The following is a 21,368-nucleotide window of genomic DNA, read 5'->3' as shown; positions in this document are numbered from 1 at the left end:
TTTAAATTCGGCTTCCTAAAAACTCGTCCGTCTCGCGCTCGATCTCAAGCAGGCGGTTATATTTGGCGTTGCGCTCGCTTCTTGAGGTCGCGCCCGTTTTGATTTGGCCCGTATTCATCGCGACGGCGAAGTCCGCGATAAAGCTATCCTCGCTCTCGCCGCTTCTGTGGCTCATCACGCAGCGGTAGCCTTTGCGCTGCGCTAGGCGGATCGTCTGCATCGTTTGGCTGACGGTGCCGATTTGATTTGGTTTTATCAAAATCGCGTTGCCTACGCCCTTGGCGATGCCTTCGCGTAAAATCTTCTCGTTCGTTACAAATAGATCGTCGCCCACGAGCTGCACTTTAGAGCCAAGCTTGCTCGTTAGCTTCGCCCAGCCCACCCAGTCGTCCTCGCTTAGGCCGTCCTCGATCGAAAATATCGGATACTTCTCGCAAAGCTGCGCGTATCGCTCTATCAGCTCTTCGCTGCTAAATTCCTTGCCTTCTAGCTTATATTTGCCGTTTTCGTACAGCTCGCTAGCTGCGACGTCAAGGGCTAGTTTGATCTGCTCGCCTGCTTTGTAGCCCGCTTTTTCGATAGCTTGCATGATTAGCTTGATCGGCTCTTCGTTATCGTTTAAATTTGGCGCAAATCCGCCCTCGTCGCCCACCGCCGTGCTGTGACCGGCTGCGTTTAGAAGCCCTTTTAGCGTGTGGTAAATTTCGCTCGCCGCTCGCAACGCGTCGCTAAATTTATCAAATCCAAACGGCATAATCATAAATTCTTGGAAATCCACGCTGTTGTTCGCGTGCGCGCCGCCGTTGATGATATTAAACATCGGCACCGGCAGTACGCTAGCGTTTGCGCCGCCTAGGTAGCGATACAAAGACACGTCAAGGCTCTTTGCCGCTGCGCGCGCTACCGCCATAGATACGCCAAGCACCGCATTTGCGCCTAAATTTGAATAGTTATCGGTGCCGTCAAGCTCTCTCATCTCATCATCAAGCGCCTTTTGACCAAAAGCATCTAGTCCGATCACGGCTTCGGCGATCTGCGAATTTACGTTTTCCACCGCTTTTAGCACGCCCTTGCCGCAGTATCTATCGCCCCCGTCGCGAAGCTCTAGTGCCTCGCGTTTGCCCGTGCTTGCGCCGCTTGGGACTATCGCGCTTGCTACGGTGCCGTCGCTTAGAGCCACAGTCGCTTTCACGGTCGGGTTGCCACGGCTGTCAAGTACCTCTATCGCATAAACATCTTCGATATAAATCATTACTCATCTCCACTTTGTAAATTTTCTTCATCGTCCGCGCCTGCGCTGAAATTTACGCTACCCATCTGCTCGCGGATCTTTGCTGTGATCTCTTCAGCGACAGCAGGGTTATTCTCTAGATAAATTTTAGCGTTTTCGCGCCCTTGTCCCAACTTAGTGTCGCCGTAGCTGAACCATGCGCCGCTTTTATCGACGATGTCGAGCTTGACGCCGTAATCGATCAGCTCGCCTACCTTGCTGATGCCCTTGCCGAACATTATGTCAAATTCCGCGATCTTAAACGGCGGCGCCACCTTGTTTTTTACGACCTTGACCTTGGCGCGGTTGCCGATACTCTCTTCATTTTGTTTCAAAGTAGCGATCTTGCGTATATCGATGCGCACCGAAGCGTAAAATTTAAGCGCATTGCCGCCCGTAGTGGTCTCTGGCGTGCCGTAGCCCATCGCGCCGATCTTCATACGGATTTGGTTGATAAAGATCACCGTGGTGTTCATCTTATGCACGACGCCGGCGAGCTTACGCAGCGCTTGACTCATAAGTCGCGCCTGAAGCCCCACGTGCTGATCGCCCATGTCGCCCTCGATCTCGTTTTTTGGCGTGAGCGCGGCGACGCTATCTACGACGATAAGATCGATCGCGCCGCTCTTTGCTAAGGTTTCTACGATGTCGAGCGCCTGCTCGCCGAAGTCGGGCTGGCTGACGTAGAGATTGTCGGTATCGACGCCTAAATTTGAAGCGTATTTGACGTCTAACGCGTGCTCGGCGTCTACGAATGCGCAAATTCCGCCCGCTTTTTGGCACTCGGCGATGATATGAAGCGTAAGCGTCGTCTTACCCGAGCTCTCTGGCCCGTAAACCTCGATGATGCGCCCTTTCGGCACGCCGCCGATGCCAAGCGCGATGTCAAGCCCCACAGAGCCCGTAGAGATGGCGTCTATCGGCTCGACCTGCTTATCGCCTAGCCGCACGAGCGTGCCCTTGCCGAAAGCTTTGTCGATCGATTTTAGCGCCGCATCCAGCGTCTTTTTCTTTCCCTCGTCCATGTTTTTCCTTAAAAATAAATTCGCTTGATTTTACCAAATTTGAAATGAATTTTTGATTATTCGCCCAAATTCGGCGCGGCATCGGAATTTGAAATTTTTAAGGAGCGCAAAAAGTTCTGCAGGACGAGCCTCAAAGCTTTAAATTTAGCCTTTTAAACAGGCCCTGTTTTCACGTTTTTCTTTAGAAATTCCGCATTTTTATAAGGGCTGTAGCAAAATTTCACTATAATTTCGCAACATTTAAAAATTACGCCGCGTGCGAAATTTAAAGCGGAGCAAAAAGGATAAAATTTGAAGATTTTTAAGCATATAAACGTCGCCCACTCGCCCGACGCCGACGATATTTTTATGTATAAGGCGATTGATTTTGGCTGGGTAAGCTCCAAAAATCTAAAGCTTAGCGCCACCGCGCTTGATATCCAGACGCTAAACGACGAGGCGCTAAAGGGCACCTATGAGGCCACGGCGATTAGCTTCGCGCTATATCCGCTGATCTGCGATGAATACGCGCTTTTGCGCACGGCAGTGAGCTTCGGTGAGGGCTACGGCCCAAAGCTAGTTAAGAAAAAGGGCGCGGTTTTAAAGCGAAATTTCAAAGTCGCGCTCAGCGGCAAACACACGACAAATGCCCTGCTTTTTCGCATGGCATACCCGCAAGCGCGCGTGATTTATAAAAATTTTCTCGAGATCGAGGACGCGGTCTTAAGCGGAGAGGTGGACGCCGGCGTGCTGATACACGAGAGTATTTTGGACTTTTCGGACGAGCTTTGCGTGGAGCGCGAGATCTGGGATATCTGGAGCGAGCTAGCGGGCGAAAATCTGCCGCTGCCGCTAGGAGGCATGGCGGTTCGCCGCAGCCTGCCGATAACCGACGCCATCGAGTGCGAGCGCGTATTAACCGAGGGCGTGCGCATCGCCACCGCGCATAAGCCCCTTTTGTCGCACATGCTCATGGAGCGAAATCTCATCCGCGTGGACGACGCAAAGCTCGAAAAATATCTGAGCCTTTATGCCAACGAGGCCTCGATCGAGCTTTCGGGGGCACAGATAAGGGCGGTGGATAGGCTGTTTGAGCTTGGTTATGAGCGCGGATTTTACCCTGCGCCGATTAGCGCGCAGGAGAATTTTATCCCGCGCGAATATAACGAGATCCGTTTTGCGGACTGCGGCGGACAAAACCCGATGTAAAGGCGGGCGAGGTTAAAATTTAGTTGAAATTTAGCGCTTGTTTCGGCTAAATTTTTACTAGAAATGAAATCACATTTGGCTAAATTCCTCGGCGTTAAGAGGTTTGCGCCTCGGTTAAATTTTACTTCGGCGTAAAAGTCGCCGCGCGAGGTAGAATTTTACCCCGCGTTCTTGCCATTGTGGTGCAGCCCCTCCGCCGCTTTTGGGTTTAGCTGCGGAGTGCGACGTGAATTTAAATTTGCGCGTAAAATTTAGCGCCGAGCTTGCCGCGGATTTTGCCGCCAAGCTCGTCAATCGACCGCGCTGTAGCGTTATTATCGCCGTGCAATCTGTAGCTGCGCCTTAAATTTACGGCTACGCAGCGATGAAATTTTGCAGTGCGGCGCTACATTGCGCGGCTGTATTTTGTACCGCAGAGTGCGAGCCCTGCGCACACGATGTATCGCGCAGCCCAAATACACTGGCGAGATAAATTTAATCGCAGCAGCAGCGTCAAATTTTGAAATAGCGTTCGCGTTTTGCACCGTGCGGTGCGGCGGTATCGCTAAACTTTAAAACGATGCGCGGCGAGCGACGAGCGTGAAATTTAGAAATGAAATTTAAAAGGCAGAATTTTGAAAACAAAGCAGATAGATTTTAGCAAATACACCTCCGTGCGCATCGGCGGGAGCTTTGCGGTGCAAATTTTAAAGGACGAGGCCGATTTTGCGGAGTTTGAGAGCATATCGGGGGGCGCGATCATCGGTGGCGGCAACAATCTGCTTATCTCGCCCGCGCCGCCGCACCTTGCGATGCTAAGCGAGGAGTTCGACCGCATAAGCTTAAGCGGCGATGTCCTTAGCATCGGGGCTGCAACGAAGTCGGGCAAAATTTATAACTTCGCCAAAAAGCAGGGTCTCGGCGGCTTTGAGTTTTTGCGCAACATCCCGGGCACGCTCGGCGGGCTAATCAAAATGAACGCGGGGCTCGCCGGCGCGAGCATTAGCGATAGCCTGCTTGCCGTGCGCCTGGCTCGCGGCTGGGTGGAGCGCGAGAGGATAAGCTTCGGCTACCGAAGAAGCGGGATAGATGAGCCGATTTTAGGCGCCGAGTTTAAAATTTCGCGCGGCTTTGATGCCGAAGTCGCCGCGGATTTCGCCGCCAAGCGCGCCAACCAGCCAAAGGGAGCTAGCTTTGGAAGCTGCTTTAAAAACCCGCCGAATGACGCCGCGGGCAGGCTGATCGAAGCGGCGGGGCTTAAAGGCCACGCGATCGGCGGCGCGAAATTTAGCGAGCAGCACGCCAATTTCATCATAAATTTTGGCGGCGCGAGCTTTGAGGATGTGATTGCGCTCATAAATTTAGCGCAAAGCCGCGTTTTTGAGGAATTCGGTATCGAACTGGAAACCGAGGTCGTGGTGCTATAAAAGGAAATTCGTATATTTTGCCCCGACTAAACTTACTCGGTTGTCCATTCCGTCTTTTTGCACTGGATTTTTTATGCTTTGAAATTTTAAAATACCGACGAAATCGTCAAATTTAAAAGCGCTCGATACGGTGCGCCGGCGATACTAACCGCTGTTTCATCGCTTAAAATAGTCACTACAAAAATGGCCCGCAAAAGCAATCAATTTTATCCCGTTTATCTCGCCATGAAAAACAGTTGTTGAATTTTGCGCACCAAACCGATGAGGCCGTCTAAATCGGCATTCCGTAACCGTCTAAGCGGGCAAGCAAATTTAGCTCAGATAGTAACACGCAAAAGCCACAACGGCGACGATAAAAGTAAGCGCGGCCGTTAATTTATATAGCCGCAAAGTTCCCGCGCAGCGACTTTTCATATCGCGGATTTTGGGCGGCTTGCTAGCTAAATTTAGCTCCGCAAGCGCCGCGTCAAATTTGCCGCAATCAAGCCTCCACTCCGCAAAATCTCTAAAAATCAGCGTATCAAAATGCAGCCTAACGTGCAGATAAAATAGCCCCGCAAAAGCCGTCAAAAAGCTCGCAATCACGGCAAAATTCGTAAAAATCGTAAGACAGACGGCTAGCTGGAGTAAATTTAACAAGAAAAACAGCCTATGTGTCGCCAAAAACCTAGCTGTAACCAGCGCCAAGACTCTATCGTCCGCCCTTTGGCGGCATTCCCGCTCCCCGTCTTGCGCCGCTTTTTTGCTTTGCTCCGCATTCGTCATTTTCTCTCCTCATTTTGGGCGTTTGTCTTTAGTTAAATTCTCGTTTGTTTTCGCCGAGAATTTTGCCATGCCGCTTGTTTCCAGCCTGTAGATTTTTCAATTTGATCCCTCAAACCGGACTTGATCAAATTTGGCCCGCATCTATTTCGCGCTTAAATTTGCCGCACTTGCTTTTGCGAATTTGGCCGGTCTTTACTCCGCTTTCGAACTTACGCGGGCTTCTGCGGCTAGCCGCGTTATCCTCTCGCGCAGCGAGCTAGCGACTGCGATCTTTTCGCGGCGAGATTTTAGTAAATTTAGCGCCTCGTCAAAGCCCAGTCCCGCATAAATCACCAGCCACGCAAGCAGCACCGACGCGCTCCTGCCGTAGCCCAGCGCGCAGCACACCAGCACCTTTTTGCCGTTTGTCTCGGCGGCTCGTTCGTTCGCGCCTGTAAGATTTTGCCCCGCCTCGGCGATTTCGCTTTCGTTTGCCGTGCCGCGGGTTTGCAGGTTTGTCCGCGAGTCCACCTGCTCGTTAAATTTAAAATCTCGCCCGTGCGCGTAGCCCGCTTTGGCGCTAAAATTTGGTCCTAGCTCCGCCCTTTGCGGTAAAATTTCGCCGCCGCTAAAAGCCATTTTCACGAGTCGCTCGAGCTCATCTGCGCCGCGTTTTAGCTCGTCCGCGCCAGGCGTTATCATATCTAGCATAGGCAGGCTCGCGTAAATTTGCGCGCCGCTAGGCCGCTCAAACTCGGCCGCGCAGTCAAGCACCGCGTCAAATTTACCTGCCTGCTTAACCGAGCCAAGATACAGCCCTGGCAAAATCTCGTCTGAAAGCCGGCGTCCGCGCAGCCAAAAGAGCGCATTTAACCGCGCGACGCAAAGATACGGGAAGAGTAAAGCTTTAGCCGCGGCGGCGTGACGGCCTTGCCCGTTTTTAGCAAAAACCCGCGCGCCCAAAAACGCGTAACCGCAAGCGACTAGCGCGAAGCTAAGGCTCGCCCACGACAGCCACAGCATCCACGCGCCCCAAATTTTAGCTCCCAAAATCGCCGCAAAAAGCGTCATAAACGCAAGCCCTAGATATAGCGCCGCCCATTTGTAGCGAGCAGCCTCCATAGCTATAGCAAAACTAAGCGGCTCGCCATCCATCGGACGAACGAGCAGCACAAAACATCCCGCGGCTAGCCCCGTCGGAATGTCGATAAAATGGTGCTGATACGTGGTCAGCACGCTAAAGCCGATGAGCACAAACCACGCTACGAGCGCCGCTTTAAGCCAAACCGCGCGCGCCTTGCGAAGGTAAAATGCGCCCACGACGACGCAAAGTATGATGTGCAGTGACGGGGCTTGATTAAACGGGAGGTCAAAGGCGGCGAGGCTCGAGAACAAAAAACCGCTAAAGCCTGAAACTGCGGGCTTTTCCCACGACATTTGCAGAGGAAAAGCGATAAAAAACAGCGTCGCGATCATCTGAGCGACTAGCAGCTGTGTAACGTAGCGCGCGAGCTCCCCGGCGTCACGGCAGAGGAAAAATCCAAGCGCGTAGAGCAAATTTAGCGACCAATACGGCACGATGCTCCACGCCCAAAACGGTAGCGCGCGCTCCCACGCGAAATAAATCTCGGGCACGTTTGCGCGAGCGCTCGCGAGGGCGTTCGTGGCGCCGTAGCTAGCGTAAAATATCGCCGCAACGACGACTAGCGCGGCCAGCTGATATAAAAACGGTTTTGTTTTCATTTTTGCCTTTTTTGCTAATTCTATCAAATTTTAGCAGATTTGCGCGTTGGCGGCTTAATGGGCCGAGATCGCTCGCTTGACGCAAAAGGCGTAAAATTTACTCGCCGAGACCCGTATCTTTAAGGTGCTAAATTTGAATTAGTCAAATTTATCGTTATGAATTAAACTTTTTGTGCAAGTCAATCTTTCTTGTTAAGGGGGAAGGGGCTTGAATTACGAAGTCGCTCCCTTCCCCCTTAACAATCCCCCAACCCCTACGACGTGAGAGGTTGCTGCACTGCGTGCAGGTTTATCTGGCGCTGTCGCGCCGAAAATTTAAATTTGACATTTTCAGGGTACAGGTCTCGGCGACTCAAATTTGCAAATTTGAGCGTAAAACGATAAGGCGAAGTATCGCGAGATGACTTTTCGAGTTTTGAAGCAAAATTAAGCGTGCGCTAGGCATATAGCCTGCGGAGCGAAAATTTTGCGAAATCTCGGAAAAGCACTCGCGAGACAAGCCGCTTAAATTTTAACGGCCAAACTCACGCTAAATATCCCATCCCCATCTATCCACTCTTTCACCTTTTTAAATCCCGCATTCGCCACGAGCTGATCCATCTCGGCTTGGCTGCGGCGGCGCATGATCCATGCAGCGCCCTGCCTGTGGCTAGATAGAGCGCGCGCGATCATCTCGAGCTGCGGGTGCCACGGCTGGTTGGTGTAGATGAGGTAGCCGCCGCTTTTTACGCTGCTTGAAAAGCCTTGCAGCGCGGTGCGCACGACCGAGTTGTCAGGAAAGAGCTCAAACAGTCCCGACACGACGCCTAGCGTATATGCGTCCTGCAGACCCTCGTAGCTAGCGGCGTCAAAGGCGTTTGCCTGCGTAAAGCTCGCGACGTCCTGCAGCCCGCGCTCTTTTATCATTTCGCTGCCGGCTTTCACGTTTATGTCGCTGTAGTCGCGCAGCGTTATGCGCTCAAATTTATGCCCCTGCACGGCGTCTAGTATGTATCTGCCGTGCCCCGAGGCGATGTCTAGCAGTCGTAGCGGCTCTCCGCGCTCTTGCAGCTTTGCTACGGCTTGGTCGATGGCTAGCTTGATATTTCGCTTGCGCTCTCTGATGCCGCGCCAGCCGATGGCGTTTAGGTAAATTTCGTCGATAAATTTAAAAAATTTATTCGCCCCTTGCGGCTCGTTTCGGTAAACGTAGTCAAGCGTACTGCCGCTATCGTAGCCCGTATTTTCGCCCACTTTTAGCCCGCCGACCCACGGCGAGAGCGCCTGCATACCAACTCTTTGAAACTTAAATATCAAATTTTTCGGGCAAAATTTCGGTAGCGGCGTAGCTAACCTATCGGCCTCTTCGCGGCTAAAGCCGTATTCATCCGCATGCGTGCAGTCCACCTCGCTAAAAGGTGCTCTAAACCTCTCGCCGACGAACTCACGCACGATCTCAAACGCCCTCTCCCGCTCGCTCTCGCCCAGCGTATCGTGGTAAAATCCCTCTAAAACCTCGCGCCTTTTTACGCGCGCGCCAAGAGCGTTGTAAAACTCGTGCTGCGGGGCGTGCTCCACGACCCAATCATCGCCTGAAACCAGCAGCAGCGTAGGCGTCGTGATCGCCGCGGCGTCCGAAACCACTCGCTGCGCCGCTTCGTAAAGCCCCAGCAGTATGCGCACCGAGATCGCGCGAGTGATGAGCGAGTCGGCGTCGTAGCTGGCCTGGCGATCCTTGTCGTGAGTGAGATAGTGAGCCTTGACGTAGCTGTTTACGAAAAAATTTCCGCGAGAGGAGTAGAGCGCCTTTAGTCCCGCCCTGGCAAACGGTACGTAAAGCTTCACGCTAAACGCGGGACTAGCCAGCACCGCGCAGCGAACGCGCGGAGCGTAGTCGTGCAGCCACGCCGAGACCAGCACCGCTCCCACGCTCTGGGCTATCACGGCTAGATTTTGCGTCTCAAAGCCAAATCTCTGCTCGATATGCGCTACAAACTCGTCCACGTCGGCGATGAGGCGACCGATACTTGGCGCATCGCCACGCTCGCCCTCGCTCCTGCCGTGTCCGCGCTGATCCCACGCAAAATAGCTCAAACTCTCGTCCGCTAGCCCGTCCGCTACGTGCGTCGTCCTGCCCGAGTGCTCGTGTCCGCGGTGAAATATCGCTACTGCTTTGGCGTTTGGCGCGGCTTTAAATTTGAGATTTTGCTCGGCGTTTTCGCAAGGCGTCTCGCTCAAATTTGACGCGCCGCATTTGCTAGCTTCATTTAAATTTGAGTCCGAGTTTTCGCCGCCGTTTGGTAAATTTTGCTCGTCCGATTTACCTTCGCCGCCAAAACCCGGCTCCGCATTTTCATCCGAGCCGCCTGTTTGCTCGATAGTCAAATTTGACGTTTCGTTTGCAGTTTGGACGCTCAAATTTGACCCGTCAAATTTATCGTCCTCGCTCAAATTTACTTCGTCTGCACCCGGGTTTTCGCACGCTACGTCGCTAGCCAGGCGGTATCTGTAAAATATCCTCGCTCCATCGCTCGTTATAAAGCAACTCTCTTTAAACTCCATTTTTCGCCTTTCTTGCTTAAATTTATCGATTTTTGCGCTTATTTTATCCTAAAATGCCCCGTTATCTCGTAAACGTTTAGCACGTCCTCTTCCTGCGCGCCAAGCCCGATGTTATGGATCACGAGCGGGGTTTTGTCGCCTGCAAATTTATCCGAAACTATGCCGATATGAGGCCTGCCGTTATCCAGCCGCCACGTCACGATATCGCCCGCTTTAAACTCGCCCTTCGCCTCGTAACCCTTGCGTTTTAGATAGGTGGCGATATTTGGTACGCGGCGATGATCGATGTTTTTGTCGGTCTTTTTCGCGCCCCAGTTTTTTGGGTAGACGCTAAAATTCGCGCTCATATCCTCATGGATGAGCCTCTGTAGATCGATGTCCTGCCCGCGCAGCGCTCTAACTACGACGTCGGTGCAAACGCCCTTTATCATATCCACGTCACCCATCGGATAGGCTAGCCTAGAGTACGAAGGATCGTAAAACAGCGTCTGTCCTACTTGCGCTCTAGAGTCTTGCACGAGCTTCTGGGCAGAAAAAGCAAAAGCCAAATTTGCTGTTAGCGCTAAAAGTAAAATTTTGCTCCAAATTTTCATCAAAACCTCACGCGTAAAAGTATCTAACTATGTGAAAAAATATCGGCGCAGCAAAGCACAGCGAGTCCATACGGTCAAGCATCCCGCCGTGCCCGCTGATCATATATCCCCAATCTTTGACGCCCAGATCGCGCTTGATTGCCGACATAACAAGCCCTCCTAAAAAGCCCATCATGCAAACGGCAAGCCCGATAAAAAACGCCCCCGTCGCGCCAAAAGGCGTGAGATGATGCAAACACGCAGCCAGCGCGCTAGCGCTAAGTACGCCGCCAGCAAAGCCGACCACCGTTTTAGACGGGCTGATGCTAGGCGCAATCTTGTGCTTGCCAAAAAGTTTACCCCAGATGTACTGCAGCACGTCGCTAGCCTGCACGACCAGGATCAAAAACAGCATCAGCTCCATGCCGCTACCTCGCTCAAGACCCAGTAAAAGAAGCGCGGGGATGTGCGAGATACAAAAGACGCAGATCATCAGCGCCCACTGGATCTTCGTCGAGCGCTCTAAAAAATATGCCGCATCGCCGCAAATAGCCGCCAAAATCGGCAAAAATAAAAATCCGTAAACCGGGATAAATATCATCGCCATCGCGTACCAATCTGCATAAATAAAAATATACTGCATAGGTAAAATCACGTAAAAGCACGCCACGAGCGCGATGTGATCGCCTCTGCGGATGTAGATGAGCGACAAAAACTCGCGCAATGCGGCAAACGAAACTAGCAAAAACAAAAATATTACGGCGTTTTTGCCCATATACGTAAACGCAAAAATCACCAAAATCATCGCCCACCAGGCATTTATGCGCGAGGTCAAATTTGCGATGGTTTTGTTCTCGGCGCCGAATTTAGCCTTTAGCATAAAGGCAACGGCGCTAGAGACGACTAGCACCGCGATGAGTCCTAAAAATAGATTTAAGATATGATTTTGCGGGTTCATTTTAGGGCCTTTTGGTTAAATTTGAAGCTAAATTTGACGTATGTTTCGGAGTGCTCCAAGCGAGTCAAATTTACGCGCGTTTGGTTTGCCCTGCGGGCGGTTAAATTTGCTAGCCAGAATTGCTCGCGCTTTGAGCCCACGTTTGGGTCAAATTTGATTTGCGGCGAGGCGAGCGTTTTGATCCGGGTTTCGCGCTCAAATTTGACGTTTTCGGCCGCCGCTTTAGAAGGCTCGCCGTCAAATTTTTCGTAAAAATCGGTCGCAAATTTTGCCTTTTCGTTTGACGGATTTATAGGACTCAAATTTACCGCCCTGGCCAAAGCCGTCGCGCTAGGCTTTCGTTCTATCATTTTGCGTATCGCTCATCGCTAGCAGCGCGTCCTGCGCCTTTTGTAAAAACTCGCCCTTACCCTCGCCGCTATAAAATATCTCCTCGCCCACTATCAGCTCGCAAAGCAGCGGGATAGGTATCATAAAGCCCTTAGGCAGGACGTTACGCGCATTTTTGATCCAAATCGGCACCAAAGGCACGGAGGGGCACTCCTGCGCTAAACGAAATATCCCGCTTTTAAACGGCTGAAGCGCTAGGTCGTCGTTCATCTTGCGCGTGCCTTCGGGAAAGATGATGAGAGAGTGCGTCTGCAGCGCTTCGCTCATTTGCGCTAGCGCTTCCAGCGGATCTTTACGGCGACTTATTAGCACCATGTTAAACACGTTTTTAGCAAGAAATCTGCGCATAGGCCCGCTCTCCCAGTACTCCGCCGCCGCGACGGGGCGCACGCACTTTCTCACGCGATACGGCAGCGAGACGAAAATCAGCAAAAAATCGCCGTGGCTGGCGTGGTTAGCGTAGTAAATTTTAGTGCCCTCGCCGATGTTTAAAAGCTCCTGCGGCGGCCGTACGCCCGTGATAAATATCGTGATACGGCAAAGGATAAAATCAAGCGCTGCAGCTAAAAACTCTTTCATCTTGTATCCTTTTTACTCTTTTACTTTTCAAATTCACTTTTTACGGTGCCCTCAATTTTACGGTTGCGTGCGGCAAATAAGCTTCTTGCCCACCTTGCCGAAAACGAGCGTTTAGACATAAATTTGAGGCGATTAAAGCCGATACGGTTTTAAGTAACGCCTGCAATTTGCCACTTTTGCTACTTGCCTTTAATTTCACCGACTTTGATAAAACGCTCGAAATTAACCGAGCGCGTTTTGCGCGCCTAGCGTCTTTTAAAACGTCTAAATTAAGCGGACAAATTCGCCGTGATATTTTATCCTCGCCTCAAAAAATCTCGTAAATTTAAACAAGATCAAATTTATAACGATTGCGTGCCCGCGTCGAGGCGAGCTTAAAACTTTTGCAATTATATCAAATTTAGGCGAATTTACCTTGCGTCGATTTTGGAGATAGATATTAAATTTATCCTCGTCCGAGGCGCCTTATTCCCAGCTTTTTAGTCCCATCCTCACGCGGTTTGCGCAAGTAAGCGCGAGTAAAAATATCGCGGCGTAAAGTACCCCGCTAAACCACTCCGGTAGTCGCCCAGATAGCGCATATACCGTACCGATAAGCCCGAATATAAACGCGCGGTCGCTCTTGCCCATAGGCCCGTCGTATCGCCTGCCGCAACCGTGCACCTGCCCTAGGACGCCCAAAAACTCACTCATAAAAGATAGAAAGATAACGAGCACGATAACGCCCCAGTCAAACGGCGCCATGAAGGCAAACGGCAGATACAGCGCGGCGTCCGAGATGACGTCCGTGGCTTCGTTTAGGTAGCCGCCCAGCGGGCTTTTTTGATTAAACTCGCGAGCCAGCATGCCGTCGATGGCATTTAGCGCCATACGCAAAAACATCCAAACGGGCAGCAGAAAGAATAGCGTCGAAATTTCGGCGAATTTTATCAGAAGTCCGCCCAGCAGAACGGAAATGACGCAGGCTGTGATCGTGACTTGATTTGCGCTGACGCCCGCGCCGTGAAGACGTCTTACTAACGGACGAAGTAAATTTTGAAATTTGGGCTTTAACTCGTAAATCGTCATGGGGACTCCGAAAATTTGATTTTCGTATTGTCGCTTAAAAATGCTTGGAGGCAGATTAAATGTGTGGCCTGCTTTTGTGTGAGCTTTTTAATCGTCGATTTTTAAAAGCATTAGGATGGCGAAATGAACGATGCAAATATGAGTAAATTATCTCTTCTATCATTGCCGCGATGGGCACTCAATTTTTTTGACGTGGGCTCGCGACGGTAAAAGTAGCGTTTACGGCACGATTATAGGCAGCGTGGTAATCTCCTTATGGAAAGCGTACGGTGCAATCATCGTCATATCAGTATCCATCTTTGCTCAACTCCTCTATGTGGACCGCAAAAATTTATAAACCGCATGGGATTTCATCGCGATAGATTTCAAACTTCGCTCTCCGCCGAAAATGTAATAGACCTTGTCGCGAAAATTCTAAATCATAGCGGCGCCGAGCCGGGAAGAGTACTTTTAAATTTTAAAATTTCGCGGCGGTGCAAAGCCTCTGTATTTGCGGATTTAAGGTCAAATTTAGAATTTAATCTCGCCAGATATTTTCGTTTAATTTTAGACTTTTTACTATGGAGAGAAAGAATAGAAGCTCGTGCTTGATAGACGCGGCGGGATCAAATCCAAATACGCTGCGATCTACGCTAGGCTCGAAACTATCGTATCCCGTGCGGATGAAAATATAGACGTTTCTACCAGAAAAGCTTAAACTGATCGGTCCGCCGGCACCGCTTCTAAAGCGAAGCAAGCGCCGCATAAAGGCGGGTGTGAGGGCATACATTGCAGACACCGCATCGGCGCTATATACGCTAAATGCGGAGCTAAACTCGCTATCGTCCATAGCGATCTTCTTAAGTCCGCCGAGTATTGGCCTCGCGCTGAGCGAAGGCAGGATCACCGCCACCGAGTTTACGCGCTTTTTAAATTCTGCGTAGAAAAAGATCCCCCTGCTGCTACGTCGTTCGTCAGTATGAGTCACGCAGACATCGGCAAAGCTAAAAAATACTCCGTCATAAACGCCGGAAATTTTATCTTCGCAATCAAAATAGCTTATGCCGTCCACAAAAAGACCGCTTGCGCGCAAATACGCCGGCCTAAACGAGCCTGAAATTTCGTAGCGATAACCTAGGCTTGCGATATAGGGCGCAATATATTGGTGTTTAAAGGCGCGGACGAATTTTTTGGATCTGTTGTATTTGATCCGCTCCAGCGCGGCATCTGCGATATTAAACAAAGAAAGGCAGATGGTTACGAGTGCGATGACGAAGCGCAAGGTTTCATTCTCGCACATTTCTACGCCTTTGGCAAGCATCCACAGCAAGATGCAAAAGATAAATACGCGCACTATATTGGTATCTTTATTCACTACTCTATAAGAGATGCTGCCGCAGCTAAATACCACTATGATCCAGCAGAGAACCATTGCTGCATTTTGATCTCTAAGATTGAAAAACAGCCACAGCGCCGAGGCTAGCACCGCTAGTACTATTATCGAAAACGCCGTGCCTTTGCGTTGCTCCGCCTCATCCAGGATGCCGAGCCTTAGTTTTTCCAGTTCGTTTGCGGTCATCTTTCTCTTTCTAAATTTAGCTAGCAAATTTTAAAGCTTAGCCTTGAACCGCCCCTAAATTTAAAGGACTAAGCTTTAAATTTAGCGTAAAATTTAGCTTTGACACAAAATTTCTACGATCACCTGCGGCAATAGCTCATGTTCGATCTCGTGGATTTTGGCTTCGTAAGCCTCAAAGCTCATGCCTGCGCTCTTTTCAAACGCGCGCTGAGCGATGATCGCGCCGCCGTCAAGCTCCTCGCTGACCCAGTGTACGCTCACGCCGCCCACCTTCATATCGCTCTCAAAGCTCTGCTTTATCGCGTGCGCGCCCTTAAAAAGCGGCAGCAGCGACGGGTGCAAATTTATCGCGCGAACCCTACTCGTAAAAACAGGCGTTAGAATCCTCATAAAGCCCGCAAGCACCGTAAGCTCCGCGCCGCTTTTTTCGATCTCGCGCACGAGCGCGGCGTCGAATTCCTCGCGGCTAGCGAAATCCTTGTGATTTAGGATCACGCTTTTAAGTCCGAATCTCGCGGCTTTTGCGATACCGCCGGCGTCCGCTTTGTTGCTTAGCGTTAGCGCGACTTCGATCTTGGTGTCCCCAAAAGTTTTGCCGTGCAGCTTCTGCAGGATCGCCTCCAAATTTGAGCCGCTACCGCTAAAAAGCACGGCGAGCTTTTTCACAACCATTTTACCTCCTCGATGAGATCGAGCGGATTTAGCGCGTAGGAGTTTTTGGCGAAGGCTCGCGCGGCGAGTGCGTGGGCTAGGACGCCGCAGATTGAGGCTTGCAGAGGCGAGTAGCCTTGCGCGAGCAGCCCGCCGATGAGCCCTGCGAGTACGTCGCCGCTGCCGCCCTTTGCGAGCGCGGCGCTACCCTTGTCGCAGACGTAGATGATGCCAGCTTGGGCGATGAGCGTGTTTGCGCCCTTTAGCACGAGCACGCCGCTAAATTTCTCGCTCCATGCCCGCGCAAGCTCGAAGCGCCGCTCTTGCAGCTCGCTCACGCTAAGATCTGCGATACCTGCGATCTTTAAAAGCGAGCAGAACTCCTTCGGATGGGGCGTTATGATTAAATTTGAATTGGCGTTTAGTAAGCTTAAAATTTCACGCTCATAGCACAGATCGGCGTCGATGACGCAGCTTTTGTCCCGTAGTGCGGCAAGATCAATCTTCCGCTCTCCAAGGCCGCAGCCGCAGACCACGACCCGTGCGTGCTCAAACGAGCTTTTTTGCATCAAAATCGGGCTTAAATTTAACGGCTCATCGCTAACGATGCTAACGAGCCCGCTGCCGATCGCGTGAGCCGCCAGAGCCGCCATTTGCGCCGCTCCGCTCATCTGTCCGCTTACGATGTAGGTGTGCCCGAAGTCGCCTTTATTGGTATTTTGCTTCATGCGTAGCGGCAGCTTCAGATCGCTTTTTTGAAGCAGAAAATATTCGCTTCTCCTTTCAAAATTTGAGCGCGAAATTCCAAGATTTGCGACCTTGATCCGCCCTACATAATCCTTCGCGCCGTCCGAAAACAGCGCGAGCTTCAGCGCTCCCATCGCGATCGTCAGATCCGCACAAAAGGCACAGCCTAAAATGCGCCCGCTCTTATCGATGCCGCTTGGGATATCGACTGCGATTTTTAGGGATTTCGTGCCGTTTGCGAGAGATAAAATTTCACAAATTTCAGCGCTTATCGGTTTATTCAAACCGCTGCCGAAAATCCCGTCGATTATGCAGTCTGCGCTTGTAATCTCATCGTGCAGGATGCGCGGTTCGCCGTATTCGTTGCCTAGCTTGCCGAAATCTCCGCCGTCTTCTGCGGTTTCAAATTTAGCGCTTGTAAATTTCGCGCATAATTTATCGTCGCCGCCCGAAATGTCCGCGCCGCTTAGGCTTTCGCGCTCGCCCTGCGGCTCGCTTGCGCCAGCGTCTTTTAAATAGGAGCCGCTTGCACTTTCGTGCGCGCAAGCATCCTTGCTAGATGCGCTACCTGCGTGCTTGTAAGCGGCTTTTGCGCTTGCGATATCGATAAGCCTAACGCCCGCAGCCCGCGCCGCTTCCGTTTGAAATTTACCCGCCGCGCTTCTGTTTTGAAGCACGCAAAGCGCGGTGCAGCTAAAATCGCCGCTTAGCTTTCGCAGCGCCGCCATCGCGTCCGCGCCGTTATTTCCGCCGCCGCAAAGCGCCAAAATGCGCGAGCCCTTTTTGAGCCGCTTTCTGATCTCGTCCTCGATCCTGCCTGCGGCGTTTTCCATTAAAATTTGCTCGCCAAGTCCAAATTTCGCGCTAGCTCGCGCGTCGAGCTCCTCGGTGCTAAAGAAAATTTTTTTCAAATTTCGCTCCTTATGCGAAAGCTAAGAGCCTCCAAAATATGCGCCTTGGCGATGATCTCGGCGCCTGCTAGATCGGCGATCGTGCGCGCGAGCTTTAGCGTTTTATTTACGCCGCGTTGCGAAAGATCGTAGCGGGTGATCGCCGTTTGCAAAACCTCTCGCGCAGCGCTTTCGCAGACGCAAAATTTTTCGGTATCCTCGTCACGTAGCTTTGCGTTTAGCTCGCTCTGTCCGCGAGCCTTTTGCGCGCGAAACGCCCGCAGCACCGCGTCCGCCATCTCCTCGCTGCAAACGTCGCTCTTGTCGTCCGCGCCGGTCTCGTCCATCGCGACATATATGTCGATGCGATCGAGCAGCGGCGCGGAGATCGTGTTTTTGTAGCGCCTGATGTCGTTTAGCGAGCAGGTGCAGGTGAGGTTTTTGGAAAATAGATTTCCGCACGGGCAGGGATTTTGCGCCGCGACGAAGATAAATTTCGTCTGGTATTCGACCTTGGAATTTACGCGCGAAATCAAAATTCTATTATCCTCCAGCGGCTCGCGCAGGCTTTCTAAAATTTGCTTGCCGAAGTGCGGCAGCTCGTCGAAAAACAGCTCGCCGCCGTTTGCGAGCGCGACCTCGCCGATCTTTGCGCCGCTACTGCCGCCGCCGAAAATCGAGCTGCGAGTGCTGGTGTGGTGCGGCGAGCGGAAGGGACGTAGCGCGCTAAAATCGATGTCTTTGTTATTTAGCGACTCGTAGGCGCACGAGAGTAGCACTTCGCCCAGGCTCTGCGGCGGTAGAATTCTGGCTATCCGCTTTGCGCACATGCTTTTGCCGCAGCCGGGGCTGCCCTCAAAGAGGATATTGTGCATGCCGCACGCGGCGATCAGGCTCGCGCGCTTGGCGCGCTTCTGTCCTTTGACGTCTTTGAAATCGAGCGAAAAATCGCGGTTGGGGACGTAAGCTTGCCCGTCAATCTCCACGACGTTTTTAAAAAGCGGATGGGTTTCTCGCATGAGCCTGCTTGCGGCGAACTCCTCGTCTAAAAAAAATCTGACCGCGTCGCTTAGGCTATCTACTGCATAAACGTCGTAGTTTGGGATCGTGCAGGCCTTTAGAGCTATGCTTTGCGGCACTAAAATTTTAGCGCGCTTCACCTTCGTGCTTAAAAAAAGCAGGATCGAAAAGAGGCTCGCCGTACTCTTTAAGCTGCCGTCTAAACCGAGCTCGCCGAAGACGAAGAAATCGCCGTCGATGCGCTCTTTTTGCAGCGCGATGAGAAGTGCGATCGCAAGATCGAAGTGCGAGCCGTTTTTGGGCATATCGGAGGGGGAGAGATTTATGATGATTTTGGAGGCAGGAAATTTAAAATTTAGGCTCATAAGTGCGGCTTTTACGCGGCTTTCGCTCTCTTTTATCGTAGCGCCCGCAAGGCCTACGATATTAAATCCCGGCAGCCCCCGCACGAATGTCGACTCGACCTCTACGGGGATCAGTGCATCCGTGAAGGCAGCGCATTTTAGGGACTTCATTTCGATTTTTCTTTTAGGCTTTTTTTGAATTCTTTATCAAATTTTTTGCGTTTGTTGTATCCGATGCGCTCGATAAAAAGATGTCCGTCGAGGTGATCCATCTCGTGCTGGATACAGACGGCTAGCAGCTCGCTAGCGTCCATTTGCTGGATATTGCCGGCGCGGTCTTGAAACTGCACCGTAATAAACTCGGCGCGCGTGACGTCCTCGTAAAAGCCCGGCACCGACAGGCAGCCCTCCTGGAATACGACCTCGCCTTCCTTTTTTAAAATTTGCGGATTGATGATCTCGATGAGGTCGTTTTTGTCTTGGATCTTTTCCTCATTGGCTAAATTTATAATCAGAGCGCGCACGGGCCTGCCTACCTGGATGGCGGCAAGGCCTATGCCGTTTTTTGCGATCATCGTCTCATACATATCGTCTAAAAGCTCGCCCAGCGCCGCGTCGAATTTCACGACCTCGGTCGATCTTTGATAAAGCTTTTTATTCGGATAGGTAAGGACGTCCAGGATCATCTATTTAAAGCTCTTTTGAAGTACTTGATCGATCAGCCCGTATTGCACAGCATCCTCGGCGCTCATGAAAAAGTCGCGATCGGTGTCCTTTTCGACCTGCGCGAGATCTTTGCCGGAATTTTGCGAAAGGATGTTATTTAAAATTTCTTTCATTCGTAAAATTTCTTTGGCTTGAATTTCGATATCTGTAGCTTGACCCTGCGCGCCGCCTAGGGGCTGGTGGATCATTATGCGCGAGTTTGGAAGTGCGTAGCGTTTGCCTTTTGCGCCGCAGCTTAGCAAAAACGCTCCCATCGACGCCGCTTGACCGATGCAGATCGTGCTTACGTCGGGTTTGATGTAATTCATCGTGTCATAAATGCTAAATCCGCTCGTAACCACGCCGCCAGGGGAGTTGATGTATAGATAGATATCCTTATCCGGATCCTCCGCCTCCAAAAACAGAAGCTGCGCGACGATCGAGCTTGCCACTGTGTCGTCGATCTCACCGCTAAGCATTACGATACGGTCTTTTAGCAGCCTCGAGTAGATGTCGTAGCTGCGCTCTCCGCGACTAGTTTGTTCGATAACGTAAGGAATCACCATCTATTCGCCCTTCTCTTCTTTTTTGCCCTGTTTGGAGAAAATATCGTTAAATAGCTTCTCCTCGATTAGCGCCATTTTAACGGCCGGCAGCATGCCGTTGTTGCGGTATCTATTTAGATGCTCCTTCGGATCGGCGCCGTAGGTGTAGGCCTCCATATAGACCGATTGGACGAGCTCCTGATCGCTCACGTCGATATTGCGTTTTTTGGCTAGCTCGTCGATTAAGAATGTAAGTTTGACGCTGTTTTCGGCAGCCTTTCTAAACTCTTCGCGCTTTTTATCTAGGGCGTCTTTGTTGTTTTTAAATTCCTCGATCTGCTCTTTTGAAAAGCCGCTCCAGGCGTTGTTAAATTGCAAATTAATCTCCTGCTCGACGATCGCTTTTGGAAGCGCGAAGTTAAATTTCTCGGCGAGCGCGTCTGCAAATTTAGGCTTTAGATCCTCGTTTATCAGCTTTTGAAGCTTATCGTTTTTGATGCGCTCTTTGATGCGCGCTTCAAATTTCTCCTTGCTCGGCTCTTTCTCGCCCGGAAGCGCTTGCTTTAACTCCTCCTCGCCGAGCTCTTTGGCAGGTTTTTTAGCCTGAATTTCATGAAGTTTGACTTTAAAAATCGCGTCCTTGCCGGCTAAGCTTTTCGCGCCGTAATCTTGCGGAAATTTAACTGCTACGTCGCGCTCTTCGCCCACTCTAAGTCCGATCATTCCGTCTTCAAAGCCCGGGATAAATTGATTTGAGCCGATCTGAAGGACGTAATCCTGCGCCTTGCCGCCGTCGAATGGCTTGCCGTCCACGAAGCCTTCGAAATCAAATTTTGCAAAATCGTCTTTGGCTAGAATTTTTTTGTTGGTTTTAGAAAGCGGCGCGATCATCTGCAAAAATTCCGCTACTTTCTCGTCGATCTCTTTTTGAGTAACGCGCGGGCTGCTAAATTTAGGGATCAGCTCCTCGTATCCCTCGACGTTAACCTCGGGCCTGAAAGAAATTTCGATCTCCACGTCGATGTCGCCTTCTTTTTCGTCAAATTTAGAAAAGACCGGCTCGGATAAAATTTGATCTTGTTTTTTCTTTAAAATTTTAAGAGACTGATCGATCATATCTTTAAGAAGCTCCTGCTTTGCGTCGCCCTCAAGCTGCTTGCCGTATCGCTTCAAAACCACTGCGGTAGGCACTTTACCCTGTCTGAATCCGTCGATTCTTAGCTGCTTGGAGGCCTTTTTGGCTAGCTCTTCTACTTTTGCCGCGACCTGCTTTGCTTCGATCTTGCTCGCAGCCACCGCATTCGCGGCGTCTTTCATTTTTGCTTTTACTTCCATAAAATTCCTTTAGAAAATTTAAAAATAGCTCGTAATATATCAAAAAATTTCTTATTTAAAGTATAAATTCCTAAAATTTGCCGAGCCTA

19 protein-coding genes are annotated in these 21,368 nt (G+C 51.0%); 2 read left to right on the top strand and 17 right to left on the bottom strand.

Translation table 11 applies throughout. The annotated features are described in order from the left end of the window. Nucleotide 1 precedes the first annotated feature (1 nt). Nucleotides 2-1,252, bottom strand: a complete 1,251-nt coding sequence (eno, locus tag Q0600_RS05805; RefSeq protein ID WP_298757995.1) for a phosphopyruvate hydratase — start codon at nucleotides 1,250-1,252, stop codon at nucleotides 2-4. Next, nucleotides 1,252-2,295 carry a recombinase RecA gene (gene recA, locus Q0600_RS05800; protein WP_298757993.1) on the bottom strand — a complete coding sequence of 348 codons (1,044 nt, stop codon included), beginning with the start codon at nucleotides 2,293-2,295 and terminating at the stop codon, nucleotides 1,252-1,254. Before recA ends, eno begins: the two co-directional genes overlap by 1 nt. A gap of 291 nt (nucleotides 2,296-2,586) precedes the next feature. Between recA and Q0600_RS05795 the strand changes: the two genes are divergently transcribed. Further along, a complete protein-coding gene (locus Q0600_RS05795) occupies nucleotides 2,587-3,483 on the top strand; it encodes a menaquinone biosynthesis family protein (protein WP_298757990.1) in 897 nt (298 codons plus the stop codon). A 614-nt stretch (nucleotides 3,484-4,097) separates the two neighbouring features. Beyond that, nucleotides 4,098-4,889 (top strand): UDP-N-acetylmuramate dehydrogenase, encoded by a 792-nt coding sequence (locus Q0600_RS05790; RefSeq protein WP_298757987.1) that lies wholly within the window; start codon nucleotides 4,098-4,100, stop codon nucleotides 4,887-4,889. Between the two features lie 312 nt (nucleotides 4,890-5,201). Here Q0600_RS05790 and Q0600_RS05785 read toward each other — a convergent pair whose 3' ends face one another. The 15 genes from Q0600_RS05785 to tig form a co-directional block, all read right to left on the bottom strand. After that, nucleotides 5,202-5,654 (bottom strand): hypothetical protein, encoded by a 453-nt coding sequence (locus tag Q0600_RS05785; RefSeq protein WP_298757984.1) that lies wholly within the window; start codon nucleotides 5,652-5,654, stop codon nucleotides 5,202-5,204. A gap of 192 nt (nucleotides 5,655-5,846) precedes the next feature. Continuing rightward, the gene (locus Q0600_RS05780) at nucleotides 5,847-7,376 is read right to left on the bottom strand and encodes a phosphatase PAP2/dual specificity phosphatase family protein (RefSeq protein WP_298757981.1); all 1,530 of its coding nucleotides are present in this window, start codon (nucleotides 7,374-7,376) and stop codon (nucleotides 5,847-5,849) included. Between the two features lie 504 nt (nucleotides 7,377-7,880). Next, nucleotides 7,881-9,917: a bifunctional alpha/beta hydrolase/class I SAM-dependent methyltransferase gene (locus Q0600_RS05775; protein ID WP_298757978.1), complete on the bottom strand. Its 2,037-nt coding sequence runs from the start codon at nucleotides 9,915-9,917 to the stop codon at nucleotides 7,881-7,883. A 38-nt stretch (nucleotides 9,918-9,955) separates the two neighbouring features. Next, nucleotides 9,956-10,510: a DUF1287 domain-containing protein gene (locus tag Q0600_RS05770; protein WP_298757975.1), complete on the bottom strand. Its 555-nt coding sequence runs from the start codon at nucleotides 10,508-10,510 to the stop codon at nucleotides 9,956-9,958. A gap of 7 nt (nucleotides 10,511-10,517) precedes the next feature. Continuing rightward, nucleotides 10,518-11,447, bottom strand: coding sequence for a phosphatidate cytidylyltransferase (locus Q0600_RS05765; protein WP_298757972.1), 930 nt, complete (start codon nucleotides 11,445-11,447; stop codon nucleotides 10,518-10,520). Then, nucleotides 11,444-11,797 (bottom strand): hypothetical protein, encoded by a 354-nt coding sequence (locus tag Q0600_RS05760; RefSeq protein WP_298757970.1) that lies wholly within the window; start codon nucleotides 11,795-11,797, stop codon nucleotides 11,444-11,446. The genes Q0600_RS05765 and Q0600_RS05760 overlap by 4 nt, the downstream gene beginning before the upstream one ends. Beyond that, complete coding sequence (locus Q0600_RS05755) at nucleotides 11,778-12,416, bottom strand: lysophospholipid acyltransferase family protein (RefSeq protein ID WP_298757968.1); 639 nt, start codon at nucleotides 12,414-12,416, stop codon at nucleotides 11,778-11,780. Before Q0600_RS05755 ends, Q0600_RS05760 begins: the two co-directional genes overlap by 20 nt. Before the next feature lie 465 nt (nucleotides 12,417-12,881). Then, nucleotides 12,882-13,484 carry a CDP-alcohol phosphatidyltransferase family protein gene (locus Q0600_RS05750; RefSeq protein WP_298757965.1) on the bottom strand — a complete coding sequence of 201 codons (603 nt, stop codon included), beginning with the start codon at nucleotides 13,482-13,484 and terminating at the stop codon, nucleotides 12,882-12,884. 517 nt (nucleotides 13,485-14,001) lie between these two features. Beyond that, nucleotides 14,002-15,042: a DUF3137 domain-containing protein gene (locus tag Q0600_RS05745; RefSeq protein ID WP_298757962.1), complete on the bottom strand. Its 1,041-nt coding sequence runs from the start codon at nucleotides 15,040-15,042 to the stop codon at nucleotides 14,002-14,004. Nucleotides 15,043-15,135: 93 nt separating this feature from the next. Then, complete coding sequence (purN, locus tag Q0600_RS05740; protein WP_298757959.1) at nucleotides 15,136-15,714, bottom strand: phosphoribosylglycinamide formyltransferase; 579 nt, start codon at nucleotides 15,712-15,714, stop codon at nucleotides 15,136-15,138. Beyond that, on the bottom strand, nucleotides 15,705-17,351 hold the full coding sequence (locus tag Q0600_RS05735) for an NAD(P)H-hydrate dehydratase (protein ID WP_298757956.1): 1,647 nt from the start codon (nucleotides 17,349-17,351) through the stop codon (nucleotides 15,705-15,707). The genes purN and Q0600_RS05735 overlap by 10 nt, the downstream gene beginning before the upstream one ends. Continuing rightward, nucleotides 17,348-18,865 (bottom strand): YifB family Mg chelatase-like AAA ATPase, encoded by a 1,518-nt coding sequence (locus Q0600_RS05730; protein WP_298757953.1) that lies wholly within the window; start codon nucleotides 18,863-18,865, stop codon nucleotides 17,348-17,350. Before Q0600_RS05730 ends, Q0600_RS05735 begins: the two co-directional genes overlap by 4 nt. Next, a complete protein-coding gene (gene def, locus Q0600_RS05725) occupies nucleotides 18,862-19,380 on the bottom strand; it encodes a peptide deformylase (protein ID WP_298757950.1) in 519 nt (172 codons plus the stop codon). The genes Q0600_RS05730 and def overlap by 4 nt, the downstream gene beginning before the upstream one ends. Then, complete coding sequence (clpP, locus tag Q0600_RS05720) at nucleotides 19,381-19,965, bottom strand: ATP-dependent Clp endopeptidase proteolytic subunit ClpP (RefSeq protein WP_297943649.1); 585 nt, start codon at nucleotides 19,963-19,965, stop codon at nucleotides 19,381-19,383. It abuts the gene before it with no gap. Continuing rightward, complete coding sequence (gene tig / locus Q0600_RS05715; RefSeq protein ID WP_298757943.1) at nucleotides 19,966-21,279, bottom strand: trigger factor; 1,314 nt, start codon at nucleotides 21,277-21,279, stop codon at nucleotides 19,966-19,968. Nucleotides 21,280-21,368 lie beyond the last annotated feature (89 nt).

This window comes from uncultured Campylobacter sp., from assembly GCF_938041645.1.
In the GTDB taxonomy this organism is placed as follows: domain Bacteria; phylum Campylobacterota; class Campylobacteria; order Campylobacterales; family Campylobacteraceae; genus Campylobacter_B.
Note: the sequence above shows the minus strand (reverse complement) of the source record. Positions and strands in the feature narration are given on the sequence as shown.

What these genes read in the sequence shown, in the direction of transcription:
- eno (WP_298757995.1), bottom strand. Translation starts at nt 1,252, where the DNA reads ATGATTTATATCGAAGATGTTTATGCGATAGAGGTACTTGACAGCCGT.
- recA (WP_298757993.1), bottom strand. Translation starts at nt 2,295, where the DNA reads ATGGACGAGGGAAAGAAAAAGACGCTGGATGCGGCGCTAAAATCGATC.
- Q0600_RS05785 (WP_298757984.1), bottom strand. Translation starts at nt 5,654, where the DNA reads ATGACGAATGCGGAGCAAAGCAAAAAAGCGGCGCAAGACGGGGAGCGG.
- Q0600_RS05780 (WP_298757981.1), bottom strand. Translation starts at nt 7,376, where the DNA reads ATGAAAACAAAACCGTTTTTATATCAGCTGGCCGCGCTAGTCGTCGTT.
- Q0600_RS05775 (WP_298757978.1), bottom strand. Translation starts at nt 9,917, where the DNA reads ATGGAGTTTAAAGAGAGTTGCTTTATAACGAGCGATGGAGCGAGGATA.
- Q0600_RS05770 (WP_298757975.1), bottom strand. Translation starts at nt 10,510, where the DNA reads ATGAAAATTTGGAGCAAAATTTTACTTTTAGCGCTAACAGCAAATTTG.
- Q0600_RS05765 (WP_298757972.1), bottom strand. Translation starts at nt 11,447, where the DNA reads ATGAACCCGCAAAATCATATCTTAAATCTATTTTTAGGACTCATCGCG.
- Q0600_RS05760 (WP_298757970.1), bottom strand. Translation starts at nt 11,797, where the DNA reads ATGATAGAACGAAAGCCTAGCGCGACGGCTTTGGCCAGGGCGGTAAAT.
- Q0600_RS05755 (WP_298757968.1), bottom strand. Translation starts at nt 12,416, where the DNA reads ATGAAAGAGTTTTTAGCTGCAGCGCTTGATTTTATCCTTTGCCGTATC.
- Q0600_RS05750 (WP_298757965.1), bottom strand. Translation starts at nt 13,484, where the DNA reads ATGACGATTTACGAGTTAAAGCCCAAATTTCAAAATTTACTTCGTCCG.
- Q0600_RS05745 (WP_298757962.1), bottom strand. Translation starts at nt 15,042, where the DNA reads ATGACCGCAAACGAACTGGAAAAACTAAGGCTCGGCATCCTGGATGAG.
- purN (WP_298757959.1), bottom strand. Translation starts at nt 15,714, where the DNA reads ATGGTTGTGAAAAAGCTCGCCGTGCTTTTTAGCGGTAGCGGCTCAAAT.
- Q0600_RS05730 (WP_298757953.1), bottom strand. Translation starts at nt 18,865, where the DNA reads ATGAAGTCCCTAAAATGCGCTGCCTTCACGGATGCACTGATCCCCGTA.
- def (WP_298757950.1), bottom strand. Translation starts at nt 19,380, where the DNA reads ATGATCCTGGACGTCCTTACCTATCCGAATAAAAAGCTTTATCAAAGA.
- clpP (WP_297943649.1), bottom strand. Translation starts at nt 19,965, where the DNA reads ATGGTGATTCCTTACGTTATCGAACAAACTAGTCGCGGAGAGCGCAGC.
- tig (WP_298757943.1), bottom strand. Translation starts at nt 21,279, where the DNA reads ATGGAAGTAAAAGCAAAAATGAAAGACGCCGCGAATGCGGTGGCTGCG.